Here is a 24,161-nt window from a genome sequence, read left to right as displayed (position 1 = left end):
GGCGTGGACGAGGTCGTTGCAGTTCTGGAGCTCCTGTCCGACGACGAGAGCCTGACGGGTGAGGGGATCGGCGCCGTCCTGGAACGGCTGGGCTGGGGCGTGGCGCGCCAGGTGCCGGGCGCCGCGTTCCCCCGTGTCTGGCGCAAGGACGACCTCCTGGCGGGTATCGAGGGGGATGCCCCGCAGGTGCGCCTCGCTGTCACCCTGTGGGAGCGCGAGGTCGACGAGGAGGCCGGTTTCGACGCGCTGGAAGCGCTGTACGAGGAGTCCGCGCAGGTGGTCGGACGGATCGCACATGAGGTGGAGACCGGTGTCCTTGCCGGGCGCCTCGCCCGACTGGACGGTGGCCAGACGGTGGGCATCGACTACATCGAGCAGCGGGCCTGGGGCCTGGGACGCCGGTCGCTGCTCGTCGGTGCGGTCCAGGACGACACGGAACTGCCGGTGAGGGTCGATGCCGTCGTTTCATGAACTCGGGCGTGCGGTGAGTACCGGCGCGATGTCTGATGTGCCGCAGCGGAATCCGGCGGTCTACCGGCTTCTGCCGAGCCTGAGCGACTACGAGACGCTGCGTCTGGACGGTGCCGACCAGAGCAGGCTCATGCGGTGGCAGCGGAGCAGGGACGAAGCGGACCGGCCGACCGGGCTGCGTGCCGAATGGATGGACGACTCCGCGCCCAGGAGCGAGTTCCCCAGCGGCAGTCCCGGAACGCCCGTGCTCAGCCGCCGTCTGGCCGAGGGGTTCGGGGACGAACTGCTGTCGGCCGGGAGCCTGGTACCCGTCGAGATCCGCAACGGCAAGGGCGACGACTACGTCCTGTACCTCGTCGACCAGGTGGTCGACTGCCTCGATCTCCGCAGGTCGTCCAAGCCGAAGCGGAACGGCGAGATCAAGAAGCCCGTGTACCGTTCCGAGGCACTGCCGACCGGCCTGCCCGCCTTCCGGCTGCCGCAGTTCCCCCGTGCCGTCCAGTGGAACGGCTGGGCCGCCGACCGGCTCCTCGGGCTCACCGGGGACCAGATCGAAGCCCGTCTGACCTGGTCGGAGGAGCCCGCGGCCAAGCCCCATCCCGACCCCTGGGGATTCTGAGCACGCGCCGTCCGGTCCGACGCCGAGCGTCAGCGCAGGGTCGGTACCCCGCACCCCTCGGCCCGCGTCAGCGTGACTCCGGTCAGGCCGCGCAGGCGGCGTTCCGCGAGAGCCGCGAGGTGGTCGGCGGCCGGTGGGGCGGAGCCCAGGCCGATGGCATAGCGGGCCGGGTTCGTGGTGAAGGGGCGGGGCCAGGCGTGGCAGTCGGGGGCCGACGTGGAGAGGTCGGTGACGAGGGCTCGCATCCTGCCCCGCACCCTGCCCTCGTCCGCGCCCGGGCCCACCGTGAGGACCGCCCAGGCCGCGTGGCGGCGGTGGAGCGGGGGAGGGGCGAGGAGTTCGGCCCGGGGGTAGGGGTCCGTGGTTCCCTCCAGCAACTCCCAGGCGCGGAACAGCTCTTGGGCCACCAGGTCACGCATGCCCGCCGTCACCTGGTCGGTGCAGGGGCGTACGGGGGCGGAGGGTGTCGTGATGCTGAGGGGGAGGAGGGGGTCGGGGCGATCGCCTGTCGGGCCCACCGGCTGCCGCCAGTCCCAGGCCGCCCACGTCGCGAAGAAGTGCCGCAGGAGGTCGCCCGGCGCGAGGTCGCCGGCCTCGGCCGTGGTGCGGGCGGCCAGGACGGACCAGGCCAGGCCCGGCAGGCCGCCGAACGGTGCCGAGTCCAGGCCCCGGGCCTTCGCCCACGCCTTGACCTGCGTGGCCAGCCGGGCGAAGGCCACTCCGTGCCCGCCCACCGAGGCCAGTACCGCGTCGGCGTCGCTCACCGCGCTGAGCGCGACCGCGGCCTCCTCGCCCAGCTCGGTCCGGCGCGCGACCGCCTCCGCGGGGTCCGCCGAACCCGTGGTGACCACGACCAGGTCCACGTCCAGCCCGTCGATCCGCAACCGCAGCCCGGGTACCCGGGCCCCGACCACCTCGCGCACCTCCGTCGCCTCGGGGAGGGCGGCGGCCAACCGCCCCTGTACGGCGGGGAGTCCGGCCGTGCCGGGCAGCACCGCCACCAGGTCCAGGTCCGCCCCGGGCAGCGCGCAGCCCATGCGCCGGGAGCCGACGACGTGCACGACGGCGTCGGGGAGCGCGTCCTCGATGCGGCGGGTGGTCTCCTCGGCCACCCGCGCCACCAGGTCTTCCGCTCCGCTCCGCGCGGCCTCCTCCGTCCACCGCACCTCGCCCGTTCCCAGCGTCACCGTGGCCCGCACCCGCATCGGCTCGTCGCCGCGCCGCGAGAGCAGCGCCAGCTCGCCGACCCTGACCGGCATCGGGGCGAGCCGGGCCGCGCAGGCGGTGGCCAGCGTGTTCGGGTCGGTGGTGCGGCCCAGGCTGAGGTGCGGAGTGAAGCCCGGGTGTCGGCCGCCGCAGCGGGGGAAGCGGCGCAGGACCGTGCGGTGCAGGTCGGCCCAGGGCTCCTCACCCGCGGCGGCGGGGTCGAGCCAGACGGTGGCGTCGTCCCGGTGGCCGAACCACTGCACGCCCTCCAGCCGGGCGTCGAAGGGAGCGGTGGCGGCCGTCGCGAGCACCGCCGCCGCCCGTTCGAAGGTGTGTTCCGGTACGAATCCGAAGAGCAGGTTCACATGCGGGGGCCAGCGGCGGATCTGCGGGTCGTGGTCCCGGCGGATCTCCTGCAGCGGGGGCCACAGTTCCCCGGGCGGGAGCCACGCCAGCGCCGTACGGGGCGTAGGACCTTCGGTGAGGGACTCCGGGGCGTCCGCCTCCGGAGCGTCCACCGCGAGCTCGGCCAGCACACCGTAGTGATCGGAGATGTACGTCCCCTCCGCCGACGGCACGTCACCGCGCAGTTCGGCGCTCCGTACCCGCAGCCCCTCCCCGCGCAGCAGTACCCGGTCCAGCCGCGAGGCCCGGCCCGTCAGTGACGAGATCGCGGCCAGCGGATTGCCGCCGGGGTCGAAGGTCGGGGTCGTGTCGTCGGCGCCGTGCACCTCGCTCCACGCGTCCCGCAGGCCCAGCGTCAGCTGCGGTGTGCCGCCGCCGTCGTTGAAGTCGCCCAGCAGGAGCAGCTCGGCGTCGACGGCCGCGAGGCCCTCGGCGATGCGGGTGAGTTCCGCCGTGCGCCGGCCGGCGCCGTTCTCCGAGTGGTCGCTGCTCAGATGGGTCGCCGCGATGACCAGGGGCCGTCCGCCGGCCTCCACGACGAGGGCGGTCACCGCCTTGTGCGGGCCCAGTTCGTGGTGCGCGGCCTCGATGACGGGCAGCCGGCTCAGGAGCAGCAGACCGCACGCGTCGACGTCCCGCCCTCGCGGGTCCGTGCCCAGGGTCCAGCCCGCCCGCACCCACTCCTCGCCCAGCAGCAGGGCGAGGAGTTCCGCCTCCACCTCCTGCAACGCGATCACGTCCACGTCCGCGTCGCGCAGCGCCCGCGACAGGAGAGGTCTGCGCCCGGCGGTGTCGATGCGGTCGGCGTCGTACCGGTCCCACAGGGTGTTCCACGTCAGTACCCGCACGCCCTCGGATACCTGCGCATCCCCGGATGCCCGGACACCCCTGGACGCGCCCCCGCGACGCGCGGGCGCAAGCCCCCACTCCTCGCCGTCCCACGCGTACGGCGTACGGGCCGTGAAGAACGGCGCCCGGAGCAGGCGGGCCTCCCGGACCCGCCCCGCCTCCGTCGCGTCGATCCGGTCCGTCCCCGTGGCCCGGTCCCACACCAGCTCGCCGTCGGCCTCGATGAACAGCACCCGGTGCCAGGGGATCTCGCCCCCGGGCACGAACGCGGGCAGCGGGACCCGCTTGGGCGCGGCGGCGCGCTGGAGGACGCCGAGGACGAAGCGGGCCGGGTCGAAACGCGGGTCCCAGCGCACCCGGTGGTAGATCTCCTCGCTCGTACGCACGCCTCAGACCTCTTCCTCGACGGTCCCGCTCGCCCCGACGTACCAGGTGCGATGGGCGTCGCCGGGATAGGGAGGGGCGAAGCGCCGCAGCTGGCCGGTGAGCACCCCGGGCGGCACCGGGTGCTCGCGGCGGGTGTTGCGCCGTACCAGCTCGTCCTCGTCGACCAGGACCACGGCATGGGTGATCAGGGCGTCATGGCGGTGGGCGATCCCGTGCACCAGCGAGCGCTGCTGCTTGGTGAGGGACGTGGCGTCCCACACCGCGGTCCCGCCCGCGGCCAGGGCCCGGTCCAGCCGGCCGAGCCCCTGGCGGAGGACCTCGCCGTTGGCCCGCTGGTCGGCGCGTGAGCCGCGTGCCTCGCGCAGGTCGTCCAGGGAGACGTACGCGTCCACGCCCGGCAGTCCCCGGGCGAAGGTGCTCTTGCCGCTGCCGGCCGGGCCGACGGTCTGGACCAGCTTCGGGAACGCGCCGGACCGCCAGCGCCAGGTCGCGGCGACGGCCTCGTCGGCACTGCCGATCCGCCCCAGCGCGTACGCCTCCCGGGCCTCGGCCCGGCACCGGGCGGCCGTGTCGGCCGGCAGCCCGGCGAACGCCTCGCGCAGCCCGAGGCTTCGCACGTCCTCGGCGTGCAGCGCCGACCACTCCACCTGCTCGCGCGCCGCGTCCGTGTCCGCGGTGGCACGGGCGACCGCGTGCAGCAGCCCCAGGTCGGCGGCGTACGACAGGCGCACCAGACCGGTCCGCCGGTCCTGGTCCGGATACGGCCGGTGCAGCGCCGGATGCAGCCCCACGAGGTCGGCGACCCGGCGGGCCAGCGGTACGCCCGCCACCGTGGCGAGCCGTGCCGCCAGCCGCCCGCGGCGGGTGCCGTGCAGCAGCGCGGCCAGGACGCCGGCCAGCAGGTCGTCACCGGACCGTCCGGCCGGATCGAAGCGGCCGACGGCCTGTGCGTCCCCTTCGCCGGGCAGCCCCACGGCCTCCTCCAGCGCCCGCACGTCGACGGCCGCTCCCGAGCGCACCGCCCACAGGGCCGCCCCGGCCCCGAGCCCGTTCTCGACGACGGCCGCGTGCATCCAGTGGGTGTCCGTCTGTACGTGTCCCGCCCGCACCCACTTGGCGACGCGCTCCCCGAACTCCTGCGCGCCGAACCCGTCCGCGACCCGCACGACGTATCCCTCCTGCCGTCCGAGGTCCAGCCGCAGCGCGCGCAGCGCCCGCTCGTCGAACACGCCTCGCCACAGCACCCGGGGAACGGGAACGCCGAGCCCGCGCAGGAAGTCCACCGTCCGGTCCCAGTCCAGGCAGCGGCCCTCCCCGTCCCACACCGAGAAGCCGTAGAAGTAGCTCTCCAGGTCGTCGTAGGCGATCGAGTGCCGGGCGAACATGTTCTCCCCGCACACCCGCCACCGCTCCGGGACGGCGTGGCCGATCCGGGCCTGCAATGCCTTGACCCAGGCGCGGGAGGGATGGTGGGCCGAGTCCGGCGAACGGGCGTGCAGGCCGTCGGTGTAAAGGGTGGTGTTCTCGCCGTCGAGCTTCTCGGTCACGACGACCTCGCGGCCGCGCAGGCCGGACAGGTCGGTGACCCGGAGATCGTCGGCACTCGCGCCGGGCGACCAGGGCAGATGCCGGGTCCGTGGATAGTGCGTACGCATGGTGAACGTCCCCCGTGACAGCCGTCGTGCCTGCTCAGCGTAGGGGCGCGGGTGATGGCGGGCGAGCGGATTACGGTGCGGCCGGGACCGGCCGAGGCCCTCGGGGACGCCGCTGGGGAGGGGCCGGGTTTGACCTGCGTCACTCCGGGGGTATGCTCCCCGGCCCGATTGGCCAGCCCCCCGCCCCGTATGGCAGACTAGCGGGGTTGCTCGGTCGAGTGTTGATGCTGCGCGCCTCCCGCCGGGAGGACCGGAAGCGAGTCCCACAGTACTCGTCGTCCTAACTGCCACTACGGCAGCACTGGGGCGGACGTACGGGAATCTTTCGGGAAGTGCGGTGCGGCACCGGCCAGGCACCCGGTGGGCCTTCCGCCCCCGGCTTGCGGTTCCGGAAGGGCCGTGTGCATTCCCCGCAGGGATGTTCGAACAAGGGGCATCTGTGTCAGCGGGAGCGCGACACGCCCGACCGCGTGGGTCGGAGAAGAGAAGTAGGCACCGGGTTCCAGAGCGTGCAGAGAAGGACTACTGAGTAGCCATGGCGGGACAGAAGATCCGCATCCGGCTCAAGGCCTACGACCACGAGGTCATCGACTCCTCGGCGAAGAAGATCGTCGAGACGGTGACCCGCACTGGTGCGTCGGTCGCGGGCCCGGTGCCGCTGCCCACTGAGAAGAACGTGTACTGCGTCATCAAGTCGCCGCACAAGTACAAGGACTCGCGCGAGCACTTCGAGATGCGCACCCACAAGCGCCTGATCGACATCCTCGACCCGACGCCGAAGACCGTTGACTCCCTGATGCGACTCGACCTCCCGGCCGGTGTCGACATCGAGATCAAGCTCTGAGGCCGGTGATCTGAGAATGGCTAAGCAGATCAAGGGCATCCTGGGCGAGAAGCTCGGCATGACGCAGGTGTGGGACGAGAACAACCGTGTTGTTCCGGTCACCGTCGTCAAGGCCGGCCCCAACGTCGTCACCCAGGTCCGCACCAACGACGTCGACGGCTACGAGTCGGTCCAGATCGCCTTCGGCGAGATCGACCCGCGCAAGGTGAACAAGCCCCTCAAGGGCCACTTCGCGAAGGCCGACGTCACCCCCCGTCGCCACCTCGTCGAGATCCGTACGGCTGACGCCTCCGAGTACACGCTCGGCCAGGAAGTCACCGCCGAGGTCTTCGAGGCCGGCGTGAAGGTCGACGTCACCGGCAAGAGCAAGGGCAAGGGCTTCGCCGGTGTCATGAAGCGTCACAACTTCAAGGGCCTCGGCGCCGGTCACGGCACCCAGCGCAAGCACCGCTCGCCCGGTTCCATCGGTGGCTGCGCCACCCCGGGCCGCGTGTTCAAGGGCCTCCGCATGGCGGGTCGCATGGGCAACGAGCGTGTCACCACCCAGAACCTGACCGTCCACGCCGTTGACGCGGAGAAGGGTCTGCTGCTCATCAAGGGCGCGGTTCCCGGTCCGAACGGCGGCCTCGTCCTGGTCCGCACCGCGGCCAAGGGGGCCTGAGGTAACCGATGAGCACTGTTGACATCCTTTCGCCTGCAGGCGAGAAGACCGGTAGCGTCGAGCTCCCCGCGGAGATCTTCGGCGTGGAGAAGGTCAGCATCCCGCTGATCCACCAGGTCGTCGTCGCGCAGAACGCCGCTGCCCGCCAGGGCACGCACAAGACGAAGACCCGTGGCGAGGTCCGTGGTGGCGGCAAGAAGCCGTACCGCCAGAAGGGCACCGGCCGCGCCCGTCAGGGCTCGACCCGCGCGCCGCAGTTCGCCGGCGGTGGCGTCGTCCACGGCCCGCAGCCGCGTGACTACTCGCAGCGCACCCCCAAGAAGATGAAGGCTGCCGCTCTGCGTCACGCCCTCACCGACCGGGCGCGCCACAACCGCATCCACGTCGTCACCGGCGTGATCGAGGGCGAGACCCCCAGCACCAAGGCCGCTCGCACGCTGTTCGGCAAGATCTCGGAGCGCAAGAACCTGCTCCTGGTCGTCGACCGCGCCGACGAGGCCGCGTGGCTCTCCGCCCGCAACCTGCCCCAGGTGCACATCCTGGAGCCGGGCCAGCTGAACACGTACGACGTGATCGTCTCGGACGACGTGGTCTTCACCCAGGCCGCTCTCGAGTCCTTCGTCGCCGGCCCGAAGGCCAACGACACCGAAGGGACTGAGGTCTGATGGCCATCCGTCACCCCTCTATCGCCTCGAAGGCCGCCAAGGCCGCGAAGGCCGCGCGCGTCGCCAAGGCGAAGCGCCACGCCGCCGAGGGCAAGAACACCGTCGAGACCCCGCTGAGCAAGTCGTTCACGGACCCCCGTGACGTGCTGCTGAAGCCGGTCGTCTCGGAGAAGAGCTACGCGCTCCTGGACGAGAACAAGTACACGTTCGTCGTCGCCCCGGGCGCCAACAAGACCCAGATCAAGCAGGCCGTCCAGGCGGTCTTCTCGGTCACGGTCACCGGCGTCAACACGCTCAACCGCCAGGGCAAGCGCAAGCGCACGAAGACCGGTTTCGGTCAGCGTGCCGGCAGCAAGCGCGCGATCGTGACCCTCGCCGAGGGCGACCGTATCGACATCTTCGGCGGTCCGACCGCGTAAGCGGGTCGGATCGTCCGATATCGGACGAGGACTGAGAAATGGGAATCCGCAAGTACAAGCCGACTACGCCGGGCCGTCGTGGCGCCAGCGTCGCCGACTTCGTCGAGGTCACGCGGTCCACGCCGGAGAAGTCGCTGGTCCGCCCCCTGCACAGCAAGGGCGGCCGTAACAACGCCGGTCGTGTGACCGTTCGCCACCAGGGTGGCGGACACAAGCGCGCCTACCGAGTGATCGACTTCCGTCGTCACGACAAGGACGGCGTGCCGGCGAAGGTCGCGCACATCGAGTACGACCCCAACCGCACCGCGCGCATCGCGCTGCTGCACTACGCGGACGGCGAGAAGCGCTACATCCTCGCCCCGCGCAACCTGCAGCAGGGCGACACCGTGGAGAACGGTCCCGGGGCCGACATCAAGCCGGGCAACAACCTGGCCCTCCGCAACATCCCGGTCGGTACCACGATCCACGCGATCGAGCTCCGTCCCGGTGGTGGCGCCAAGTTCGCCCGCTCCGCGGGTGCCTCGGTGCAGCTGCTCGCCCGTGAGGGCGCCATGGCGACCCTCCGCATGCCGTCCGGCGAGATCCGTATGGTGGACGCGCGCTGCCGCGCCACCGTCGGTGAGGTCGGCAACGCCGAGCAGTCGAACATCAACTGGGGCAAGGCCGGCCGCAAGCGGTGGCTGGGCGTTCGCCCGACCGTCCGTGGTGTCGTCATGAACCCGGTCGACCACCCGCACGGTGGTGGTGAGGGCCGGACCTCCGGTGGCCGTCACCCCGTGTCCCCGTGGGGCAAGAAGGAAGGCCGTACTCGTTCGCCCAAGAAGGCGTCGAACAAGTACATCGTCCGCCGCCGCAAGACGAACAAGAAGCGCTAGGAGCGGGTTTAGATGCCGCGCAGTCTCAAGAAGGGGCCCTTCGTCGACGACCACCTCATCAAGAAGGTGGACGCCCAGAACGAAGCCGGCACCAAGAACGTCATCAAGACCTGGTCCCGTCGCTCCATGATCGTGCCGGCCATGCTCGGCCACACGCTTGCGGTGCACAACGGCAAGACCCACATCCCGGTGTTCGTCACCGAGTCGATGGTCGGCCACAAGCTCGGCGAGTTCTCGCCGACGCGCACCTTCCGGGGTCACGTCAAGGAAGACCGGAAGTCGAAGCGCCGCTAGCAGCGGATCGCATTCAGACACGTAAGTAACTGAGAGGGACAACCATGGAAGCCAGGGCCCAGGCGCGGTACATCCGCGTTACGCCCATGAAGGCCCGCCGCGTGGTGGACCTTATCCGTGGCATGGATGCCACGGAGGCTCAGGCTGTTCTGCGATTCGCTCCGCAGGCAGCCTCCGTGCCGGTCGGCAAGGTGCTCGACAGCGCCATCGCCAACGCCGCGCACAACTACGACCACACCGACGCCGACAGCCTCTTCATCTCCGAGGCGTACGTCGACGAGGGTCCGACCCTGAAGCGGTTCCGGCCGCGCGCCCAGGGCCGTGCCTACCGGATCCGCAAGCGGACCAGCCACATCACCGTGGTCGTCAGCAGCAAGGAAGGAACCCGGTAATGGGCCAGAAGGTAAACCCGCATGGGTTCCGGCTCGGTGTCACGACCGACTTCAAGTCGCGTTGGTACGCCGACAAGCTGTACAAGGACTACGTCAAGGAAGACGTCGCCATCCGTCGGATGATGACGTCCGGCATGGAGCGCGCCGGTATCTCGAAGGTTGAGATCGAGCGCACCCGTGACCGCGTCCGCGTGGACATCCACACCGCGCGTCCGGGCATCGTCATCGGCCGCCGCGGCGCCGAGGCCGACCGCATCCGCGGTGACCTGGAGAAGCTGACCGGCAAGCAGGTCCAGCTGAACATCCTCGAGGTCAAGAACCCGGAGACGGACGCTCAGCTGGTGGCCCAGGCCGTCGCCGAGCAGCTCTCCTCCCGCGTCTCCTTCCGCCGTGCCATGCGCAAGAGCATGCAGTCGGCGATGAAGGCCGGCGCCAAGGGCATCAAGATCCAGTGCGGCGGCCGCCTCGGCGGCGCCGAGATGTCCCGCTCGGAGTTCTACCGCGAGGGCCGCGTGCCCCTGCACACGCTCCGCGCGAACGTGGACTACGGCTTCTTCGAGGCCAAGACGACCTTCGGCCGCATCGGTGTGAAGGTCTGGATCTACAAGGGCGACGTCAAGAACATCGCCGAGGTCCGCGCCGAGAACGCCGCTGCCCGCGCCGGCAACCGCCCGGCCCGTGGCGGTGGCGCTGGTGACCGCCCGGCCCGTGGTGGCCGTGGTGGCGAGCGGCGCGGTCGCAAGCCGCAGCAGGCTCCCGCTGCCGAGGCCCCCCAGGCCGAGGCCGCTGCCGCTCCGGCTGCTGAGAGCACCGGAACGGAGGCCTGACCGACATGCTGATCCCCCGTAGGGTCAAGCACCGCAAGCAGCACCACCCGAAGCGTCGCGGTGAGGCCAAGGGCGGTACGACGGTCGCGTTCGGCGAGTACGGCATCCAGGCCCTCACGCCGGCGTACGTGACCAACCGCCAGATCGAGGCGGCCCGTATCGCGATGACCCGCCACATCAAGCGTGGCGGCAAGGTCTGGATCAACATCTACCCGGACCGCCCGCTCACGAAGAAGCCCGCCGAGACCCGCATGGGTTCCGGTAAGGGTTCTCCGGAGTGGTGGATCGCGAACGTGCACCCGGGCCGGGTCATGTTCGAGCTGTCCTACCCCAACGAGAAGATCGCCCGTGAGGCCCTGACTCGCGCAGCCCACAAGCTGCCGATGAAGTGCCGGATCGTCAAGCGCGAGGCAGGTGAAGCGTGATGTCGGCCGGTACCAAGGCGTCCGAGCTGCGCGAGCTGGGCAACGAGGAGCTTCTGGGCAAGCTCCGCGAGGCCAAGGAAGAGCTGTTCAACCTCCGCTTCCAGGCGGCCACGGGTCAGCTCGAGAACCACGGCCGTCTGAAGGCGGTCCGCAAGGACATCGCGCGGATCTACACCCTGATGCGCGAGCGTGAGCTGGGCATCGAAACGGTGGAGAACGCCTGATGAGCGAGAGCAATGTGACTGAGAAGACCGAGGCGCGCGACAGCTTCCGCAAGACCCGTGAGGGTCTCGTCGTCAGCGACAAGATGGACAAGACCGTCGTCGTCGCCGTCGAGGACCGCGTCAAGCACGCGCTGTACGGCAAGGTCATCCGCCGTACGAACAAGCTCAAGGCGCACGACGAGCAGAACGCCGCGGGCGTCGGCGACCGTGTCCTCCTGATGGAGACCCGGCCGCTGTCCGCGACGAAGCGCTGGCGCGTCGTCGAGATCCTCGAGAAGGCCAAGTAATTTCCTGCGAGGCATCCCTCGCAGGACAGTTCCGCCAGGCTCGGCAGGGGCTCTCTTCACTGAGGCCCCTGCCGGGAACCGGCAGACAAACAGGAGATAGACGTGATCCAGCAGGAGTCGCGACTGCGCGTCGCCGACAACACTGGTGCGAAGGAGATCCTTTGCATCCGTGTGCTCGGTGGCTCCGGTCGCCGCTACGCGGGCATCGGTGACGTCATCGTCGCCACCGTCAAGGACGCGATCCCCGGCGGCAACGTGAAGAAGGGTGACGTCATCAAGGCGGTCATCGTTCGCACCGTCAAGGAGCGCCGCCGTCCGGACGGCTCGTACATCCGCTTCGACGAGAACGCCGCTGTCATTCTCAAGAACGACGGCGACCCTCGTGGCACCCGTATCTTCGGCCCGGTCGGCCGTGAGCTGCGCGAGAAGAAGTTCATGAAGATCATCTCGCTCGCGCCGGAGGTGCTGTAAGCATGAAGATCAAGAAGGGCGACCTGGTCCAGGTCATCACCGGTAAGGACAAGGGCAAGCAGGGCAAGGTCATCGCGGCCTACCCCCGCGAGGACCGGGTCCTGGTCGAGGGTGTCAACCGGGTCAAGAAGCACACCAAGGCCGGCCCGACCGCTCGCGGTTCGCAGGCCGGCGGCATCGTCACGACCGAGGCGCCCGTCCACGTCTCCAACGTCCAGCTGGTCGTTGAGAAGGACGGCAACAAGGTCGTCACGCGTGTCGGTTACCGCTTCGACGACGAAGGCAACAAGATCCGCGTTGCCAAGCGGACGGGTGAGGACATCTGATGGCTACCACCACTGCTCCGCGTCTGAAGCTGAAGTACCGCGAGGAGATCGCGGGCAAGATGCGTGACGAGTTCAAGTACGAGAACGTCATGCAGATCCCCGGCCTCGTCAAGATCGTGGTCAACATGGGTGTGGGCGACGCCGCCCGCGACTCCAAGCTGATCGACGGCGCGATCCGCGACCTCACCACGATCACCGGCCAGAAGCCGCAGGTCACCAAGGCCCGCAAGTCCATCGCGCAGTTCAAGCTGCGTGAGGGTCAGCCGATCGGTGCCCACGTCACGCTCCGTGGCGACCGCATGTGGGAGTTCCTGGACCGCACCCTGTCGCTCGCGCTGCCGCGCATCCGCGACTTCCGCGGCCTGTCCCCCAAGCAGTTCGACGGCCGTGGCAACTACACCTTCGGTCTCACGGAGCAGGTCATGTTCCACGAGATCGACCAGGACAAGATCGACCGTACCCGGGGTATGGACATCACCGTGGTGACCACGGCGACCAACGACGCTGAGGGCCGTGCGCTCCTTCGTCACCTCGGCTTCCCGTTCAAGGAGGCGTGAGCGAGATGGCGAAGAAGGCTCTGATTGCCAAGGCCGCCCGCAAGCCCAAGTTCGGTGTGCGTGGCTACACGCGCTGCCAGCGCTGCGGCCGTCCGCACTCCGTGTACCGCAAGTTCGGCCTGTGCCGCGTGTGCCTTCGTGAGATGGCTCACCGTGGCGAGCTGCCGGGCGTGACCAAGAGCTCCTGGTAATCCCGCTTTTTAGGGATTCCAGAGGCTCTCGGTAAGCAATGGGCGTGTCAGGCGCCCTCCCTTCCATGGCTTAGGCTTGGAGGGTTGGGCGCCTGACGGTCGCCCGTACGCCCGTGGGCAGGGCCCACAAATGTTTGCTTACTACGCCGTAGGTCCACCGCGCCGCACCCGTCCCGTCCCGGATCGGGGAGAGGGATGGCGCACCAGGAAACCCCGGCGAGAGAGGCCGAAGGCCAATTCATGACCATGACTGATCCGATCGCAGACATGCTGACTCGTCTGCGGAACGCGAACTCGGCATACCACGACTCCGTGACGATGCCGGCGTCCAAGATCAAGTCTCACATCGCGGAGATCCTCCAGCAGGAGGGCTTCATCACGGGCTGGAAGGTCGAGGACGCCGAGGTCGGCAAGAACCTCGTCCTGGACCTGAAGTTCGGTCCCAACCGTGAGCGCTCCATCGCGGGCATCAAGCGGATCTCCAAGCCCGGTCTCCGGGTGTACGCGAAGTCCACCTCCCTGCCGAAGGTGCTGGGCGGCCTCGGCGTGGCGATCATCTCCACGTCGCACGGGCTCCTCACCGACAAGCAGGCCGGCAAGAAGGGCGTGGGTGGGGAAGTCCTCGCCTACGTCTGGTAGCAGAAGGGAACGGAGGAAACAGCTATGTCGCGCATCGGCAAGCTCCCCATCGCGGTTCCCGCCGGCGTGGACGTCACCATCGACGGCCGCACGGTGAAGGTCAAGGGCCCCAAGGGCGAGCTGACCCACACCGTTGTCGCTCCGATCGACATCGCCAAGGGCGAGGACGGCACTCTCGCGGTGACCCGCCCCAACGACGAGCGTCAGAGCAAGGCCCTGCACGGCCTGTCCCGCACGCTGGTGGCGAACATGATCACCGGCGTGACCCAGGGTTACGTGAAGAAGCTCGAGATCAGCGGTGTCGGTTACCGCGTGACCGCCAAGGGCTCGAACCTCGAGTTCGCGCTCGGTTACAGCCACCCGATCCTGGTCGAGGCCCCCGAGGGCATCACCTTCAAGGTCGAGGCTCCGACCCGTTTCTCGGTCGAGGGCATCGACAAGCAGAAGGTCGGCGAGGTCGCGGCCAACATCCGCAAGCTGCGCAAGCCCGACCCGTACAAGGCCAAGGGCGTCAAGTACGAGGGCGAAGTCATCCGCCGCAAGGTCGGAAAGGCGGGTAAGTAAGCCATGGCATACGGACAGAAGATCCTCAAGGGCGACGCCTACAAGCGCGCCGCGATCAAGCGCCGTCACATCCGGATCCGTAAGAACATTTCCGGTACGGCGGAGCGTCCCCGTCTGGTCGTTACCCGCTCCAACCGCCACATCGTGGCCCAGGTGATCGACGACATCAAGGGTCACACCCTGGCGTCGGCGTCCACCCTGGACACCTCGGTCCGTGGTGGCGAGGGTGACAAGTCCGCGCAGGCCAAGCAGGTCGGCGCCCTGGTCGCCGAGCGTGCCAAGGCCGCCGGTGTCGAGGCCGTGGTGTTCGACCGTGGTGGCAACCAGTACGCCGGGCGCATCGCCGCCCTGGCGGACGCCGCCCGCGAGGCCGGGCTCAAGTTCTGAGCCGCTTGTAGCTAGCGGAAAGAGAGAGGTAATCCAATGGCTGGACCCCAGCGCCGCGGTGGCGGTGCCGGTGGCGGCGAGCGGCGGGACCGGAAGGGCCGTGACGGCGGCGCTGCTGCCGCCGAGAAGACCGCGTACGTTGAGCGCGTTGTCGCGATCAACCGCGTCGCCAAGGTTGTGAAGGGTGGTCGTCGCTTCAGCTTCACCGCGCTGGTCGTGGTGGGCGACGGTGACGGCACCGTGGGTGTCGGTTACGGCAAGGCCAAGGAGGTGCCGGCCGCCATCGCCAAGGGCGTTGAGGAGGCCAAGAAGCACTTCTTCAAGGTCCCGCGTATCCAGGGCACCATCCCGCACCCGATCCAGGGTGAGAAGGCTGCCGGCGTCGTCCTGCTCAAGCCCGCGTCCCCCGGTACCGGCGTTATCGCCGGTGGCCCGGTGCGTGCCGTGCTCGAGTGCGCCGGTATCCACGACGTGCTGTCGAAGTCGCTCGGCTCCGACAACGCGATCAACATCGTGCACGCGACCGTGGCGGCCCTGAAGGGCCTGCAGCGTCCCGAGGAGATCGCGGCCCGCCGCGGTCTGCCCCTGGAGGACGTCGCCCCCGCGGCTCTGCTCCGTGCGCGTGCCGGGGCGGGTGCGTAATCATGGCGCAGCTCAAGATTACGCAGGTCAAGTCCTACATCGGCAGCAAGCAGAACCACCGTGACACCCTGCGTTCCCTTGGTCTCAAGGGCATCAACACGCAGGTCGTCAAGGAGGACCGCCCCGAGTTCCGCGGCATGGTGCACACCGTCCGCCACCTCGTGACGGTCGAGGAGGTCGACTGATCATGGCGGAGAACAACCCGCTCAAGATCCACAACCTCCGTCCCGCCCCGGGCGCCAAGACCGCCAAGACCCGTGTCGGTCGTGGTGAGGCGTCGAAGGGTAAGACGGCTGGTCGTGGTACCAAGGGTACGAAGGCCCGTTACCAGGTTCCGGAGCGCTTCGAGGGTGGCCAGATGCCCCTCCACATGCGTCTTCCGAAGCTGAAGGGCTTCAAGAACCCGTTCAAGACCGAGTTCCAGGTCGTGAACCTCGACAAGCTGGCCGCGCTGTACCCGGAGGGTGGCGAGGTCACCGTCGAGGGTCTGGTCGCCAAGGGTGCCGTTCGCAAGAACAGCCTCGTCAAGGTCCTCGGCCAGGGTGAGATCTCCGTGGCGCTGCAGGTGACGGTCGACGCCGTCTCCGGCTCCGCCAAGGAGAAGATCACCGCCGCCGGCGGCACTGTCACCGAGCTCGTCTGATCGTTTCGGACGTCTCGATGACGTAAGCGAATCCCAACCGGGGATACCTCACAATGGGGTATCCCCGGTTGGTCGTTCCTAGGGGGGCAGTGCGGCCGGTAAGGTGGCCAGCACTGTTCTTTTTCCCATTCGTCGAACCTCAAGACCGTCACCCTTGACGCACTTGCGCGGGGGTCGCAGGAGGCACCGTGCTCACCGCGTTCGCCCGGGCGTTCAGGACGCCCGACCTGCGCAAGAAGCTGCTCTTCACGCTGGGCATCATCGTGGTCTACCGGGTCGGTACGCACATCCCGATCCCGGGTGTGAACTACACGTCGGTGCAGCAGTGCGTGAAGGAGGCCTCTGGCAACCAGGGTCTCTTCGGCATGATCAACATGTTCAGTGGCGGCGCGCTGCTGCAGATCACGATCTTCGCGCTGGGCATCATGCCGTACATCACGGCCAGCATCATCCTTCAGCTGCTGACCGTGGTCATCCCGCGCCTGGAGGCCCTGAAGAAGGAGGGCCAGGCCGGTACGACGAAGATCACGCAGTACACCCGGTACCTGACGGTGGCCCTGGCCATCCTCCAGGGCACCGGTCTGGTCGCCACCGCCCGCAGCGGCGCGCTCTTCAACGGCTGCTCGGTCGCGTCGAGCATCGTCCCGGACCAGTCGATCTTCACGACGATCACGATGGTCGTCTGCATGACCGCCGGTACGGCCGTCGTGATGTGGCTCGGCGAGCTGATCACCGACCGCGGCATCGGCAACGGCATGTCGATCCTGATGTTCATCTCGATCGCCGCGACCTTCCCGTCCGCGCTGTGGGCCATCAAGAAGCAGGGCACCCTGGCCGACGGCTGGATCGAGTTCGGCTCGGTCATCGCGATCGGCCTGGTCATGGTCGGCCTCGTCGTCTTCGTGGAGCAGGCCCAGCGCCGCATCCCGGTGCAGTACGCGAAGCGCATGATCGGCCGTCGTTCCTACGGTGGTACGTCCACGTACATCCCGCTCAAGGTGAACCAGGCGGGTGTGATCCCCGTCATCTTCGCCTCGTCGCTGCTGTACATCCCGGCCCTCGTGGCGCAGTTCGCGGGCGGCAACTCGGGCTGGAAGAGCTGGATCGAGCAGAACCTGACCAAGCAGGGCGACAGTCCCACGTACATCACCCTGTACTTCCTGCTCATTGTTTTCTTCGCGTTCTTCTACGTGGCGATCTCCTTCAACCCCGAGGAAGTCGCCGACAACATGAAGAAGTATGGTGGCTTCATCCCGGGCATCCGGGCTGGCCGACCGACCGCTGAGTACCTGTCGTACGTGCTCAACCGGATCACCTGGCCGGGTTCGCTGTATTTGGGGCTGATCGCTCTCGTACCGACAGTGGCGTTGGTCGGCTTCGGGGCGAGCCAGAACTTCCCGTTCGGCGGGACCAGCATCCTCATCATCGTGGGTGTCGGTCTCGAGACGGTGAAGCAGATCGAGAGCCAGCTCCAGCAGCGCAATTACGAAGGGTTCCTCCGCTGATGCGAATCGTCCTCGTCGGGCCGCCTGGCGCCGGTAAGGGAACGCAAGCCGTTCGCCTTGCCAAGGAGCTGCAGATCCCGCACATCTCCACGGGCGACCTGTTCCGCGCCAACATCAGCCAGAAGACGGAGCTCGGGAAACTCGCGAAGTCCTACATGGACGCCGGCAACCTCGTTCCCGACGAGGTCACCATCGCCATGGCCAAGGACCGCATGGAGCAGGAGGACGCCGCGAACGGCTTCCTGCTGGACGGTTTCCCGCGCAACGTCTCGCAGGCCGAGGCGCTGGACGAGCTGCTGAAGGCCGAGAAGATCAAGCTGGACGCGGTGCTCGACCTCGAGGTCCCCGAGGAAGAGGTCGTCAAGCGGATCGCCGGGCGGCGCCTGTGCCGCAACAAGGCGGACCACGTGTTCCACGTGACGTACAGCCCGCCGAAGGTCGACGGCGTCTGCGACATCTGCGGCGGCGAGCTCTACCAGCGCGACGACGACTCCGAGGACACCGTCCGGACGCGGCTGGAGGTCTACCACACGCAGACCGAGCCGATCATCGACTACTACAAGTCGCAGGGCCTGGTCGCGACGATCTCCGCCCTCGGCCCGGTGGACGAGGTCACCAAGCGCGCGCTGGAGGCGCTCAAGCGTGACGGGGACGACGAGAAGTAGTCCCTCGGCGGTTCCGGCCGCGGTGCCCCCTCGGGTGCCGCGGCCGTACTGTTGGGTTCGTGTTCGGTTGACGCCGACGTTGACGTTGACGTGATTGTTGTCGTGAGTACGGAGAGCGCAGGCCACCCATGGTGCAGATCAAGACCCCCGAGCAGATCGCCACGATGCGGGCGGCGGGCCTGGTCGTGGCGGCGATCCACGCGGCCACCCGCGAGGCGGCGGTCCCCGGCGCCAGCACCAAGGACCTGGACGAGGTGGCCCGCAAGGTCCTCGCCGAGCACGGCGCCAAGCCGAACTTCCTCGGCTACGGCGGTTTCCCCGCCACCATCTGCACGTCCGTCAACGAGGTGGTCGTCCACGGCATCCCCTCGGAGGACGTCGTCCTCAAGGACGGCGACATCATCTCCATCGACTGCGGCGCGATCGTCGACGGCTGGCACGGTGACGCGGCCTACACGGCCTTCGTGGGCTCCGGACACGCTCCGGAGCTGATCGAGCTCTCCCGGGTGACCGAGGAGTCGATGTGGGCCGGCATCGCGGCGATGAAGCAGGGCAGCCGGCTGGTGGACGTGTCCCGGGCGATCGAGACGTACATCCGCCGCCAGCCGAAGCCGGGCGGCGGCCGCTACGGCATCATCGAGGACTACGGCGGCCACGGCATCGGCACCGAGATGCACATGGACCCGCACCTGCTGAACTACGTCGACCGGCGGCGGGGCAAGGGGCCGAAGCTGGTGCCCGGTTTCTGCCTGGCCATCGAGCCGATGGTGTCGCTGGGGACGCCCCGGACCAAGGTCCTCGAGGACGACTGGACGGTCATCACGACGGACGGCACCTGGTCCTCGCACTGGGAGCACTCCGTCGCCCTCACCGAGGAGGGCCCGCTGGTGCTGACGGCTCCTGACGGGGGCCGGGCGAAGCTGGCGGAGCACGGGGTCACGGCGGCGCCCGACCCGCTGGCCTGAAGATCGTAAAGAGATCACAAAGCCCCCCTTCGAATCGATCCTCTGTTCGATCTTTGAGGATAAGATCATTGGCGACCGGCAGGGGGGCGGTCGTGCAGTGCTGTGCCGGCTTCCCTGTCATGCACATGATGAAAGGGAAAACGGTGGGTTCCACTCTGAAGCGAACGGTCGGCATCCTCGCGGGGGCGGCCGCTCTGGCCATCACGACCGGCACCGCGCCCGCGTTCGCGTCCGCGGCCGGCTGTCACGGCGCCGCCTGTGTCCGGGTCGACGGCTCGGGCCTCAAGGTCAACTGGATCCAGGCGTACTCGGGCGACGAGACGTTCCACGGCAAGTTCAAGATCTACGCCGAGAAGATGGGGTACGTGAAGTACTCGCCGCTGACGACGTACTACAACAACGGCAACCACCTCACCTACTTCCGGGTCCCGATCAACGCGAACTGGAAGGACGGCACCGACATCTGCGTCCAGGCTCTTCTGGACGGCACGCACGACGACGGCACCGCCTGCGAGACCGTCGAGAAGTGAGCAGTGAGAAGTAGGCAGTAGGCAGTAGGGGGCGGCCGGGGGAACGGCCGCTCCTGCCCGCCCCGTCCGCCGCGCATAACCTGCCGGCGGGCGGGGCATTGTCATGGGCAGGTGCGCAGGACGAGTGAGTTCGTCTTTTTCTGGGCGCTGACGTAGACTGACTCGTCGGCTCTCGTGCACCCGCATGTCCGCATGCCCCTCGTGAGTCGATCAAGGTAGTCGATTCGAAGGGCGAAGCGTGGCCAAGAAGCAAGGTGCCATCGAGATCGAGGGCACTGTCGTCGAGTCTCTTCCGAACGCCATGTTCAAGGTCGAGCTCCAGAACGGCCACCAGGTCCTGGCACACATCAGCGGCAAGATGCGTATGCACTACATCCGCATCCTCCCTGACGACCGGGTCGTGGTGGAGTTGTCTCCGTACGACCTGACGCGTGGCCGGATCGTCTACCGATACAAGTAGATCTTGCCCACGTCCCGCGCGAGCGGGGCCGCCGGCAACTGACCCGGAGAACCTCAATCCCATGAAGGTCAAGCCGAGCGTCAAGAAGATCTGCGACAAGTGCAGGGTGATCCGCCGTCACGGTCGGGTCATGGTCATCTGCGAGAACCCGCGCCACAAGCAGCGCCAGGGCTGACGCAGGACCGATCCCTCTGCATCCATCGCAGAGATTCGCGCGACGCAAGCTGAACATGTTCATACGCAGAACCCAGGTGCCACGGCGCCTGACACCCCCGGTTCGGAGGCCGGGGACCCAGTTCGTACCTGATACGGCGGCTGGGAACCGGTTCTGCGGAAGACCTCCGATGATCACCAGGAGCCATTGAATGGCACGCGTTTCCGGTGTTGACATCCCGCGCGAAAAGCGCGTGGAGGTCGCGCTCACCTACGTGTTCGGCATCGGCCGGACACTCTCGCAGCAGACGCTGGCCGAGACCGGCATCGACCCGAACACCCGCGTGCGCGACCTGAGCGAAGAGCAGCTGGTCGCCATCCGCGAGTACGTCGACAACAACATCAAGACCGAGGGTGACCTCCGTCGCGAGATCCAGGCCGACATCCGCCGCAAGGTCGAGATCGGCTGCTACCAGGGTCTGCGTCACCGTCGCGGTCTGCCCGTCCGCGGTCAGCGCACCAGCACCAACGCCCGCACCCGCAAGGGTCCGCGTCGCGCCATCGCCGGCAAGAAGAAGCCGGGCAAGAAGTAGTCCGCAGCGGACAACGCTTCATCAGCGGTCTTCGCTGTAGGACCGACCACCTCCCCGTAGGAGTTACTAGATGCCCCCCAAGGGTCGTCAGGGCGCTGCCAAGAAGGTGCGCCGCAAGGAAAAGAAGAACGTCGCTCACGGCCACGCGCACATCAAGAGCACGTTCAACAACACGATCGTCTCCATCACGGACCCGTCCGGCAACGTGATCTCCTGGGCCTCCGCCGGCCACGTCGGCTTCAAGGGCTCCCGGAAGTCCACGCCGTTCGCCGCGCAGATGGCCGCCGAGTCGGCTGCCCGCCGCGCCCAGGAGCACGGCATGCGCAAGGTCGACGTGTTCGTGAAGGGCCCGGGTTCCGGTCGTGAGACCGCGATCCGCTCCCTGCAGGCCACGGGCCTCGAGGTCGGCTCCATCCAGGACGTCACCCCGACCCCGCACAACGGCTGCCGTCCGCCGAAGCGCCGTCGCGTCTGACCTCGCTTCGCAGGGCTGCTCGGGCGGTACGGCTCCGTAAGGGCCGTGCCGCCCGTACCCTTGCAGTACCCGCGCTCTTACGGGTGCGGTTCCGTCGGGCGTCAAATAGCGGGCGTCCACGAAAGAAGGATCTGATCCACACATGCTGATCGCTCAGCGTCCCTCGTTGACCGAAGAGGTCGTCGACGAGTTCCGCTCCCGGTTCGTGATCGAGCCGCTGGAGCCGGGCTTCGGCTACACCCTCGGCAACTCCCTCCGCCGTACCCTCCTCTCCTCGATCCCCGGCGCGGCTGTCACGTCGATCCGGATCGACGGCGTGCTGCACGAGTTCACCACCGTGCCGGGCGTCAAGGAGGACGTCACCGACCTGATCCTCAACATCAAGCAGCTGGTCGTCTCCTCGGAGCACGACGAGCCGGTCGTGATGTACCTGCGCAAGCAGGGCCCGGGTCTGGTCACCGCCGCCGACATCGCGCCCCCGGCCGGTGTCGAGGTGCACAACCCCGACCTCGTCCTCGCCACGCTCAACGGCAAGGGCAAGCTGGAGATGGAGCTGACGGTCGAGCGTGGCCGCGGTTACGTCTCCGCCGTGCAGAACAAGCAGGTGGGCCAGGAGATCGGCCGTATCCCGGTCGACTCCATCTACTCGCCGGTGCTCAAGGTCACGTACAAGGTCGAGGCGACCCGTGTCGAGCAGCGCACCGACTTCGACAAGCTGATCGTCGACGTCGAGACGAAGCAGGCCATGCGTCCCCGTGACGCCATGGCGTCGGCCGGCAAGACCCTGGTCGAGCTGTTCGGTCTCGCCCGCGAGCTGAACATCGACGCCGAGGGCATCGACATGGGCCCGTCCCCGACGGACGCGGCTCTGGCGGCCGACCTCGCGCTCCCGATCGAGGAGCTCGAGCTGACCGTCCGTTCCTACAACTGCCTCAAGCGTGAGGGCATCCACTCCGTGGGTGAGCTCGTCGCGCGTTCCGAGGCGGACCTCCTGGACATCCGCAACTTCGGTGCGAAGTCCATCGACGAGGTCAAGGCGAAGCTGGCCGGCATGGGCCTGGCCCTCAAGGACAGCCCGCCCGGATTCGACCCGACCGCTGCGGCGGACGCCTTCGGGGCTGATGACGATGCTGACGCCGGTTTCGTGGAGACCGAGCAGTACTGATTCGGCTGCCGGTCCGTTGTGGCTGGTCGCGCAGTTCCCCGCGCCCCCTACGGGGCCGCGGACCCTCCGGGCGTCTGAAACGGCGCCCGGATCTCCGACAGACAACCGTCTGCTCGGATACTGACCCCGGTACCTGACACGGCCGGGGCAGACACACAGGAGAAGAACCATGCCGAAGCCCACCAAGGGTGCCCGTCTGGGCGGCAGCGCCGCGCACGAGAAGCTGCTCCTCGCGAACCTCGCGAAGTCGCTCTTCGAGCACGGCCGTATCACCACCACCGAGGCGAAGGCCCGCCGCCTGCGCCCGTACGCCGAGCGTCTGGTCACCAAGGCGAAGAAGGGCGACCTTCACAACCGCCGTCAGGTGCTCCAGGTCATCACGGACAAGAGCATCGTGCACACGCTCTTCACCGAGATCGGCCCGCGGTACGAGAACCGTCCCGGTGGCTACACCCGCATCACCAAGATCGGTAACCGCCGTGGCGACAACGCGCCCATGGCTGTCATCGAGCTGGTGGAGGCCCTGACCGTCGCCCAGCAGGCGACCGGTGAGGCCGAGGCCGCCACCAAGCGTGCCGCCAAGGACGCCGAGGAGACCAAGGCTGCCGAGACCGTCGAGGTCGAGGACGCCAAGGTCGACGTGACCAAGGCCGACGAGGCCGAGGACGCTGCCGAGGAGTCGAAGGACGCGTAAGCGTTCGGCCGGGGACTGCCGGTCGGCGGCTGCGGGTTCGTTGCGGCTGGTCGCGCAGTTCCCCGTGCCCCTGACGGGGCGCTTGAGCGGGCCTGTTCCCTCACGGGACGGGCCCGCTTTTGTTTACCTGAGAGGATCTCCGCGTGAGTGACGAAGTGCAGCCCGGCCATGTCCGCGTCCGTCTCGACCTGTCCTACGACGGCACCCACTTCCACGGCTGGGCCAAACAGGCCGGCGGGAAGCGGACCGTGCAGGGGGAGATCGAGGATGCGCTGCGGACGGTGACGCGGTCGGGGGAGACCACGTACGAGCTGACCGTCGCGGGGCGGACCGACGCCGGGGTGCACGCCCGCGGCCAGGTGGCGCATGTCGACCTGCCCGGGGAACTGTGGGCGGAGCAGCGGGAGAAGCTGCTCAAGCGGCTGGCCGGACGGCTGCCGAAGGACGTGCGGGTGTGGTCGGTCGGCGAGGCGCCGGCGGGGTTCAACGCGCGGTTCTCCGCGATCTGGCGCCGGTACGCGTACCGGGTCACCGACCACCCCGGGGGAGTGGACCCGCTGCTCCGCAACCACGTCCTCTGGCACGACTGGCCGCTGGACGTGGACGCCATGAACGAGGCGGCGGCCCGGCTGCTGGGGGAGCACGACTTCGCCGCGTACTGCAAGCGCCGGGAGGGGGCCACGACCATCCGGACGCTCCAGGAGCTGAGCCTTCGGCGGGGGACCGACGGGATCGTCACGGCCACCGTGCGGGCCGACGCCTTCTGCCACAACATGGTGCGCTCGCTGATCGGCGCGCTGCTGTTCGTCGGGGACGGCCACCGCGGACCGGACTGGCCGGGGAAGGTGCTGTCCGTCGGCGTACGGGACTCGGCGGTCCATGTCGTACGCCCACACGGGCTGACGCTGGAGGAGGTCGGTTACCCGGCGGACGAACTCCTCGCGGCGCGGAACAAGGAGGCGCGCAACAAGCGGTCGCTGCCGGTGGCCGGGTGCTGAACCGGCTGCCGGCGACCTGCCGAAGGTGATCCG

36 protein-coding genes are annotated in these 24,161 nt (G+C 68.5%); 34 read left to right on the top strand and 2 right to left on the bottom strand.

Annotated features, from left to right (window positions below):
* Window positions 1-3: 3 nt before the first annotated feature.
* Both ACIQVL_RS14275 and ACIQVL_RS14270 read left to right on the top strand, forming a co-directional pair.
* Window positions 4-471, top strand: coding sequence for a hypothetical protein (locus tag ACIQVL_RS14275; RefSeq protein ID WP_403475427.1), 468 nt, complete (start codon window positions 4-6; stop codon window positions 469-471).
* 28 nt (window positions 472-499) lie between these two features.
* Entirely contained in the window at window positions 500-1,090 is a 591-nt protein-coding gene (locus tag ACIQVL_RS14270) for a hypothetical protein (RefSeq protein WP_403475426.1), read from the top strand.
* Window positions 1,091-1,119: 29 nt separating this feature from the next.
* On the opposite strand, the gene ACIQVL_RS14265 is transcribed toward ACIQVL_RS14270, so the two are convergent.
* Complete coding sequence (locus tag ACIQVL_RS14265; protein WP_403475425.1) at window positions 1,120-3,936, bottom strand: poly(A) polymerase; 2,817 nt, start codon at window positions 3,934-3,936, stop codon at window positions 1,120-1,122.
* Between the two features lie 3 nt (window positions 3,937-3,939).
* Complete coding sequence (locus tag ACIQVL_RS14260; protein ID WP_403475424.1) at window positions 3,940-5,592, bottom strand: RNA ligase family protein; 1,653 nt, start codon at window positions 5,590-5,592, stop codon at window positions 3,940-3,942.
* A gap of 535 nt (window positions 5,593-6,127) precedes the next feature.
* Between ACIQVL_RS14260 and rpsJ the strand changes: the two genes are divergently transcribed.
* The 32 genes from rpsJ to truA all read left to right on the top strand — a co-directional run bounded on the left by rpsJ (window position 6,128) and on the right by truA (window position 24,128).
* Window positions 6,128-6,436: a 30S ribosomal protein S10 gene (rpsJ, locus tag ACIQVL_RS14255; protein WP_003948644.1), complete on the top strand. Its 309-nt coding sequence runs from the start codon at window positions 6,128-6,130 to the stop codon at window positions 6,434-6,436.
* A 16-nt stretch (window positions 6,437-6,452) separates the two neighbouring features.
* Window positions 6,453-7,097, top strand: coding sequence for a 50S ribosomal protein L3 (rplC, locus tag ACIQVL_RS14250; protein ID WP_062706771.1), 645 nt, complete (start codon window positions 6,453-6,455; stop codon window positions 7,095-7,097).
* Between the two features lie 8 nt (window positions 7,098-7,105).
* Window positions 7,106-7,762 carry a 50S ribosomal protein L4 gene (gene rplD / locus ACIQVL_RS14245; protein ID WP_123974799.1) on the top strand — a complete coding sequence of 219 codons (657 nt, stop codon included), beginning with the start codon at window positions 7,106-7,108 and terminating at the stop codon, window positions 7,760-7,762.
* Window positions 7,762-8,181, top strand: a complete 420-nt coding sequence (gene rplW, locus ACIQVL_RS14240; protein WP_362601098.1) for a 50S ribosomal protein L23 — start codon at window positions 7,762-7,764, stop codon at window positions 8,179-8,181. Before rplD ends, rplW begins: the two co-directional genes overlap by 1 nt.
* A gap of 38 nt (window positions 8,182-8,219) precedes the next feature.
* Window positions 8,220-9,056, top strand: a complete 837-nt coding sequence (gene rplB, locus ACIQVL_RS14235; protein ID WP_041665436.1) for a 50S ribosomal protein L2 — start codon at window positions 8,220-8,222, stop codon at window positions 9,054-9,056.
* A 12-nt stretch (window positions 9,057-9,068) separates the two neighbouring features.
* Window positions 9,069-9,350 (top strand): 30S ribosomal protein S19, encoded by a 282-nt coding sequence (gene rpsS / locus ACIQVL_RS14230; RefSeq protein ID WP_023547380.1) that lies wholly within the window; start codon window positions 9,069-9,071, stop codon window positions 9,348-9,350.
* A 44-nt stretch (window positions 9,351-9,394) separates the two neighbouring features.
* Window positions 9,395-9,742, top strand: a complete 348-nt coding sequence (gene rplV, locus ACIQVL_RS14225) for a 50S ribosomal protein L22 (protein ID WP_003974262.1) — start codon at window positions 9,395-9,397, stop codon at window positions 9,740-9,742.
* A complete protein-coding gene (gene rpsC / locus ACIQVL_RS14220) occupies window positions 9,742-10,569 on the top strand; it encodes a 30S ribosomal protein S3 (RefSeq protein WP_093499641.1) in 828 nt (275 codons plus the stop codon). The genes rplV and rpsC overlap by 1 nt, the downstream gene beginning before the upstream one ends.
* A 5-nt stretch (window positions 10,570-10,574) precedes the next feature.
* The gene (rplP, locus tag ACIQVL_RS14215; RefSeq protein WP_030788270.1) at window positions 10,575-10,994 is read left to right on the top strand and encodes a 50S ribosomal protein L16; all 420 of its coding nucleotides are present in this window, start codon (window positions 10,575-10,577) and stop codon (window positions 10,992-10,994) included.
* A complete protein-coding gene (gene rpmC, locus ACIQVL_RS14210; RefSeq protein ID WP_018564811.1) occupies window positions 10,994-11,218 on the top strand; it encodes a 50S ribosomal protein L29 in 225 nt (74 codons plus the stop codon). Before rplP ends, rpmC begins: the two co-directional genes overlap by 1 nt.
* Window positions 11,218-11,505: a 30S ribosomal protein S17 gene (gene rpsQ, locus ACIQVL_RS14205; RefSeq protein ID WP_093499639.1), complete on the top strand. Its 288-nt coding sequence runs from the start codon at window positions 11,218-11,220 to the stop codon at window positions 11,503-11,505. Before rpmC ends, rpsQ begins: the two co-directional genes overlap by 1 nt.
* A gap of 102 nt (window positions 11,506-11,607) precedes the next feature.
* Complete coding sequence (gene rplN, locus ACIQVL_RS14200; RefSeq protein ID WP_003992364.1) at window positions 11,608-11,976, top strand: 50S ribosomal protein L14; 369 nt, start codon at window positions 11,608-11,610, stop codon at window positions 11,974-11,976.
* 2 nt (window positions 11,977-11,978) lie between these two features.
* Entirely contained in the window at window positions 11,979-12,302 is a 324-nt protein-coding gene (gene rplX / locus ACIQVL_RS14195) for a 50S ribosomal protein L24 (protein WP_030967306.1), read from the top strand.
* Window positions 12,302-12,859 carry a 50S ribosomal protein L5 gene (gene rplE, locus ACIQVL_RS14190; protein ID WP_351709192.1) on the top strand — a complete coding sequence of 186 codons (558 nt, stop codon included), beginning with the start codon at window positions 12,302-12,304 and terminating at the stop codon, window positions 12,857-12,859. Before rplX ends, rplE begins: the two co-directional genes overlap by 1 nt.
* Window positions 12,860-12,864: 5 nt before the next feature.
* On the top strand, window positions 12,865-13,050 hold the full coding sequence (locus ACIQVL_RS14185) for a type Z 30S ribosomal protein S14 (protein ID WP_003948630.1): 186 nt from the start codon (window positions 12,865-12,867) through the stop codon (window positions 13,048-13,050).
* 240 nt (window positions 13,051-13,290) lie between these two features.
* Window positions 13,291-13,689 carry a 30S ribosomal protein S8 gene (gene rpsH / locus ACIQVL_RS14180; RefSeq protein ID WP_089099428.1) on the top strand — a complete coding sequence of 133 codons (399 nt, stop codon included), beginning with the start codon at window positions 13,291-13,293 and terminating at the stop codon, window positions 13,687-13,689.
* Between the two features lie 24 nt (window positions 13,690-13,713).
* Window positions 13,714-14,253 (top strand): 50S ribosomal protein L6, encoded by a 540-nt coding sequence (gene rplF / locus ACIQVL_RS14175; RefSeq protein ID WP_046732374.1) that lies wholly within the window; start codon window positions 13,714-13,716, stop codon window positions 14,251-14,253.
* A gap of 3 nt (window positions 14,254-14,256) precedes the next feature.
* Entirely contained in the window at window positions 14,257-14,640 is a 384-nt protein-coding gene (gene rplR, locus ACIQVL_RS14170) for a 50S ribosomal protein L18 (protein WP_089099426.1), read from the top strand.
* A gap of 36 nt (window positions 14,641-14,676) precedes the next feature.
* Window positions 14,677-15,282, top strand: coding sequence for a 30S ribosomal protein S5 (gene rpsE / locus ACIQVL_RS14165; protein ID WP_003992370.1), 606 nt, complete (start codon window positions 14,677-14,679; stop codon window positions 15,280-15,282).
* 2 nt (window positions 15,283-15,284) lie between these two features.
* A complete protein-coding gene (gene rpmD, locus ACIQVL_RS14160) occupies window positions 15,285-15,467 on the top strand; it encodes a 50S ribosomal protein L30 (protein ID WP_003974250.1) in 183 nt (60 codons plus the stop codon).
* A gap of 2 nt (window positions 15,468-15,469) precedes the next feature.
* The gene (gene rplO / locus ACIQVL_RS14155; RefSeq protein WP_003974249.1) at window positions 15,470-15,925 is read left to right on the top strand and encodes a 50S ribosomal protein L15; all 456 of its coding nucleotides are present in this window, start codon (window positions 15,470-15,472) and stop codon (window positions 15,923-15,925) included.
* A 188-nt stretch (window positions 15,926-16,113) separates the two neighbouring features.
* Window positions 16,114-17,430 (top strand): preprotein translocase subunit SecY, encoded by a 1,317-nt coding sequence (gene secY, locus ACIQVL_RS14150; protein ID WP_351957586.1) that lies wholly within the window; start codon window positions 16,114-16,116, stop codon window positions 17,428-17,430.
* Window positions 17,430-18,095: an adenylate kinase gene (locus ACIQVL_RS14145; RefSeq protein WP_403434018.1), complete on the top strand. Its 666-nt coding sequence runs from the start codon at window positions 17,430-17,432 to the stop codon at window positions 18,093-18,095. The genes secY and ACIQVL_RS14145 overlap by 1 nt, the downstream gene beginning before the upstream one ends.
* A 128-nt stretch (window positions 18,096-18,223) precedes the next feature.
* On the top strand, window positions 18,224-19,060 hold the full coding sequence (gene map, locus ACIQVL_RS14140) for a type I methionyl aminopeptidase (RefSeq protein ID WP_403434021.1): 837 nt from the start codon (window positions 18,224-18,226) through the stop codon (window positions 19,058-19,060).
* Between the two features lie 143 nt (window positions 19,061-19,203).
* On the top strand, window positions 19,204-19,590 hold the full coding sequence (locus tag ACIQVL_RS14135) for a hypothetical protein (protein WP_403434023.1): 387 nt from the start codon (window positions 19,204-19,206) through the stop codon (window positions 19,588-19,590).
* A 238-nt stretch (window positions 19,591-19,828) separates the two neighbouring features.
* Entirely contained in the window at window positions 19,829-20,050 is a 222-nt protein-coding gene (gene infA, locus ACIQVL_RS14130) for a translation initiation factor IF-1 (protein WP_003948620.1), read from the top strand.
* A gap of 61 nt (window positions 20,051-20,111) precedes the next feature.
* Complete coding sequence (gene rpmJ, locus ACIQVL_RS14125; RefSeq protein ID WP_003998809.1) at window positions 20,112-20,225, top strand: 50S ribosomal protein L36; 114 nt, start codon at window positions 20,112-20,114, stop codon at window positions 20,223-20,225.
* Window positions 20,226-20,415: 190 nt separating this feature from the next.
* Window positions 20,416-20,796 (top strand): 30S ribosomal protein S13, encoded by a 381-nt coding sequence (gene rpsM, locus ACIQVL_RS14120; RefSeq protein ID WP_020135802.1) that lies wholly within the window; start codon window positions 20,416-20,418, stop codon window positions 20,794-20,796.
* Between the two features lie 70 nt (window positions 20,797-20,866).
* Window positions 20,867-21,271, top strand: a complete 405-nt coding sequence (gene rpsK / locus ACIQVL_RS14115; RefSeq protein WP_003956432.1) for a 30S ribosomal protein S11 — start codon at window positions 20,867-20,869, stop codon at window positions 21,269-21,271.
* Window positions 21,272-21,413: 142 nt separating this feature from the next.
* Window positions 21,414-22,436 carry a DNA-directed RNA polymerase subunit alpha gene (locus tag ACIQVL_RS14110; RefSeq protein WP_003966937.1) on the top strand — a complete coding sequence of 341 codons (1,023 nt, stop codon included), beginning with the start codon at window positions 21,414-21,416 and terminating at the stop codon, window positions 22,434-22,436.
* Between the two features lie 169 nt (window positions 22,437-22,605).
* Window positions 22,606-23,130, top strand: a complete 525-nt coding sequence (gene rplQ, locus ACIQVL_RS14105) for a 50S ribosomal protein L17 (protein ID WP_403434026.1) — start codon at window positions 22,606-22,608, stop codon at window positions 23,128-23,130.
* Window positions 23,131-23,273: 143 nt separating this feature from the next.
* Window positions 23,274-24,128 carry a tRNA pseudouridine(38-40) synthase TruA gene (gene truA, locus ACIQVL_RS14100; RefSeq protein ID WP_403434029.1) on the top strand — a complete coding sequence of 285 codons (855 nt, stop codon included), beginning with the start codon at window positions 23,274-23,276 and terminating at the stop codon, window positions 24,126-24,128.
* The last annotated feature ends 33 nt before the right edge of the window (window positions 24,129-24,161 follow it).

The organism is Streptomyces sp. NPDC090499 (genome assembly GCF_044769305.1).
Classification (GTDB): domain Bacteria; phylum Actinomycetota; class Actinomycetes; order Streptomycetales; family Streptomycetaceae; genus Streptomyces.
This window is presented reverse-complemented; position numbering and strand designations above follow the sequence as displayed.